The 4,052-nt window shown below is 67.9% G+C and carries 3 protein-coding genes and 1 pseudogene; 2 read left to right on the top strand and 2 right to left on the bottom strand.

Annotated elements, in window-relative coordinates; translation table 11 throughout:
• The first annotated feature begins 156 nt into the window (after positions 1-156).
• Positions 157-1,149, top strand: a complete 993-nt coding sequence (locus tag Q1V71_RS01385; protein ID WP_367280113.1) for an NAD(P)/FAD-dependent oxidoreductase — start codon at positions 157-159, stop codon at positions 1,147-1,149.
• Positions 1,150-1,248: 99 nt separating this feature from the next.
• Here Q1V71_RS01385 and Q1V71_RS01380 read toward each other — a convergent pair whose 3' ends face one another.
• Both Q1V71_RS01380 and Q1V71_RS01375 read right to left on the bottom strand, forming a co-directional pair.
• Positions 1,249-2,574: an ISL3 family transposase gene (locus Q1V71_RS01380; protein WP_300639687.1), complete on the bottom strand. Its 1,326-nt coding sequence runs from the start codon at positions 2,572-2,574 to the stop codon at positions 1,249-1,251.
• 632 nt (positions 2,575-3,206) lie between these two features.
• Positions 3,207-3,518 carry a putative quinol monooxygenase gene (locus tag Q1V71_RS01375; protein WP_006247389.1) on the bottom strand — a complete coding sequence of 104 codons (312 nt, stop codon included), beginning with the start codon at positions 3,516-3,518 and terminating at the stop codon, positions 3,207-3,209.
• A gap of 108 nt (positions 3,519-3,626) precedes the next feature.
• Here Q1V71_RS01375 and Q1V71_RS01370 point away from each other — a divergent pair.
• Positions 3,627-4,052: pseudogene (locus Q1V71_RS01370) on the top strand (AraC family transcriptional regulator); the annotation flags it as partial.

Here is a 4,052-nt window from a genome sequence, read left to right as displayed (position 1 = left end):
CGACGTGCTGGCCCGCGCCCAAGCCGTCGACACCATCGTCGAGGAGGTGACCACCGAACCCGACCTCCAGGCCCTCACAGCCTGACTGACACCCCCAACCGAGGGATCAACCTCGTACACCACCCCAGCGGACTTGACCGGTTGTACGAGGCCGGTGTGCCCGGGTCGGGTCAGTCCTCGGGCGAGTCGCGGATCTTCCGGCATGCCCACGACGACCCGCGACTCGTCGCTTTCGCGCGCGAAAGCCGCGGCGTATGGGATGAGTGGGCCGAACACTTCGACGTCGAGCTGGTCTCATCAGACGGTGTCGTGGCGATCGGCGACAGCGCCCTGGCGCGGCTGCGGGTGCTCCACCAGGTCGGCGGCGTGGCAGCGCGTGAGATCGATGCAGCCGAGCTCGCCCAACGGATGCCGCTGCTCGCTGGGTACTCGGGGCCAGCGGTGCTCGACGAGTCGGGAGGCGCGATCCGCACTCGCACCGCGATCACGGCACTCGCGGGTGCCCTCGCAGATGCCGTCACCACCGCAGAGGTCATCTCCATCGATCCCCGCGCCGATGGGACGGTCGAGGTGCGCAGCGTCACCGACCGGGCTGTCTACTCCAAGGTGGTCGTGTGCGCCGGCCGCGAAACCGCCCGCCTGGCCCGCAGCGTCGGCCTGTCGCTGCCGGTTCGCCTTGCCGCACACGTCCGGCTGACCTTCGACGTGAAAGCCGCCGCCCCGGCACGAGTCGCGTGCCTGCAGGACAGCAGCGGCGTCTTCGGTGAAGTCGGCGTGTACGCGACGCCGCTACCGGGCAACAGCAGCTATTCGGTCGGACTCAGCGAGACCGTCGGCGTCCGCGACGACGGAACGTTCATCGACCCTGCGGCGATTCGATCGCTGGACGAACGCGCGCGCGAATACGTGACACGGGCGCTGCCCGGTCTCCACCCAGAGCCGCGCGACTTTCTTCACTGCTGGGTGACCGACCTCCCATGGAGCGAGGACGGCGTGGCCGTGTGGGAGGCAGGCCCTGTCATTTTTGTGGCCGGTCACAATCTGTTCAAGCAGGCACCTGCGCTGGGTCGCGCTCTTGCCCGGGCTGCGACAGGTGAAGGTCTCGCCGCCGAGCTCGAGCAGGGGGCTCGCCTGGGTGAACCACAGTAATAGGCTCCCGATCCATTCGACGTAGCATCCACGGGTCCTTCTGTGCGCGGCAGCCGACTGGCAAGGGCAAGCGTAGGTTGAGGTATGGATCAAACAGGCTCATCCCAATCGGGGGTGTAGGAGTTGGGGTCTGAAGCCGCCGGTCTCGAGCAGGCTTCGGGCGATGTAGTTGGTCAGGTTGCGGAACCCGAGTGCGGAGCCGCGCAGGTGTTCGAGCCGTCCGTTGAGCGCCTCGGTCGGCCCGTTGCTGGTGCCGGGTCGTTCGAAGTAGGCGAGCACGTCAGCGGCTCGCTTCTTTAGGGTCCGGCCCAGGGTGGTGAGCTCGGTGAGCACCTTGGGGACGCCGGCGCTGAGGTCGGTGATCAGCTTCTTCATGAGCTCGCGGCCACGTTGCCGGTCCTCGTGGCGATAGGCGGCGATCATGCGCTGGTAGACACCCCAGGTCGCCTCGACCTCGACGTGAGCGTCATCAACGAACAGCGCGCGTAGCCTGTCGCTCTGCTTGTCGGTTAGCAGGTCCGCGCCGGTGTGCAGCGTGCGCCGCGACTTGTAGGGCGGGTCGTCCCTGGACCCACGGTGCCCGTGGATCGCGAGTTGGACCCGGCGCCGGCACCTGTCGAGGGCGTCACCGGCCAGGCGCACGACGTGGAAGGGATCCATCACCGTGACCGCGTCCGGGATCTCCTCTGCAGCGGCGGTCTTGAACCCGGTGAAGCCGTCCATCGCGACCACCTCGACCGCGTCACGGAAGGCGTCGTCGCGGTCGGCGAGCCAGGTCTTGAACGCCGCCTTCGACCGGCCCTCGACCATGTCCAGCAGCCTTGCTGGGCCGGCGCCATCGCGGACCGGGGTGAGGTCGATGATCACGGTGACGTAATTGTCGCCACGCCTGGTGTGGCGCCAGACGTGCTCATCGACGCCCATGACCTTCACGCCCTCAAACCGCGTGGGGTCGTTGATCAGCAGCCGCTTGCCTTCAGCCAGGACCGCGTTGTTGGCGGTGTCCCACGCGACCCCGAGTCCCTCGGCGACACGGGCGACGGTGAGGTGTGCGACCACGATCCCTTCCAGCGCCCACCGCAGCCCGGTGCGCGAGAGCTTCGCGCGTGGCTCCGCCGCGGCGCTGGTGTCTTGGCGCCACACGTGTCCGCAGTCGGCACAGCGGTAGCGGCGCACTACAACTTCCAGCACGGTCGGTCGCCAGCCCAGCGGCTCGTGGACCAACCGCCCGATCACGGTGTCACGAGCAGCGCCTTCGCTGCCGCACCGTCGGCACCACTGATCTGGTTCCACCACGCGGCACGCGAGGACCGCACGATCCGGTTCAAGTCGTTGTCCGGTCACGCTCAGACCGAGGCCGTCGGGTCGAGCGAAGGCGGTCAGGTCAGGGCGGCCGAAGCCGGCCGGCGGGGTAGCGTCGGACACGTCGAGGTCTTTCGGATGGATGGCGTAGGAACCTCCGTCGTCGGGAGACCTCGACGTCTATCTGCGGACCGACGCGCCCGGCCGACCTACACCGTCATCTGAGAAGACCCCTGAAACGTCTTCGACGACGACGGGACCGGCGAGGAGGAGGACGCGGTGAGCTAAAGGAATGGAGCTTGCTCGGCTTCGACGCCGCCGCAAGCTCCGGTGAAACGGTCGGTACTGGTCGGTCGTCGTCGGTCACCACCGGATGGCGGCGTCCCCCACGCTCGGCGTTTGCGCAGGTCAGCGGCTCGTTCGCCCAGTGGGCGCATCAAGCGATAGACGCAAAGCCGACGTGATTAGGTCGTCGGTTCGATTCCGACAGGCGGCTCCGGCGAACAGCCCCTGACCTGCGCAAACGCAGGGCAGGGGCGGTTCGGTTCTGGTGGTCGCGCGATGCGCTGGCCTCACGGCTCTGCCCGACACCGACGTCGCTCTCCTCTGCGACGGACCCCTCGCCGGCTGAGCGCTCGCGGCCGGCATCCTGTCCGTGTGCCGATAGGCCTCACACCGCTCGGCAACGCAGCGTGGCGTTGCGTCGCGACCTGGCGACGGCTCGGGCGGGCGCGATGATCTCGTGCGTTGGCGGACTACGGGAGCTTGGACGCGAGGACGTCGGCCGCCAGGATCTCGGGTGCTGCGCCGAGGAGGTGCTGGTTGGCCATCAGGGCTGCGACGATGGCGCCGTTGGCGTGGGCGTCGCGAGCGGCCTCGTCGGGGAATGCATCGAAGATCCAAAAGGTGTCGGCGTGGGTTCTAGCCGCGAACCAGACAATCGTTCCCACTTCTTCGTTGGCGAGTGCGACAGCGCCGGCGAGCAGATCGGCGAGCGCGTCGTGCTGGCCATCGGCCGCGACGATCTTGGCGACGAAGGCGTACGGAAGTGATGCGGGTGTGGACATGAGGGGTTCGCCTAGGTGTCGAGGCGTCTTGGTGAAGCGAGTTCAGCGTATGACGAGCAAGGGCATGTGAGAAGTGGCGTATACGGCAATATTGCTATGGTTCGCGCCATGCGTATCGGGCTGATCGCGATCGACGGCTGCTTCGGTTCGGCGGTCGCGTCGGTCATCGACATCTTGCGGGTGGCCGACGGAGCCCGCGGCGATGTCGATCCGCGGATCGGCCCGATCGAACTCGCCATCCTCGGACCGAAACGGCGCGTGACGACGACAGCATCGATGACCCTGTCAGTGGACCACCCGCTGTCGGAGTCCGCAGAGTTCGACGTGGTCGTCGTCCCTGCGCTCGGAACCCTCACGGCCGCCGCTACCAACGACGCCCTCCAGAGCCGAGATGCTCGTTCGGTCATCGCCTCACTCGCGCGCCTCGACGACGCGACCACCCAGATCGCCGCGGCGTGCACCGGCGTGTTCGCCGTCGCCGAGACCGGACGGATGCACCAGCGGCGCGCGACGACCAGCTGGTTCCTGGGGCCG

Source organism: Nocardioides sp. (assembly GCF_030149505.1).
GTDB lineage: Bacteria > Actinomycetota > Actinomycetes > Propionibacteriales > Nocardioidaceae > Nocardioides.
Note: the sequence above shows the minus strand (reverse complement) of the source record. Positions and strands in the feature narration are given on the sequence as shown.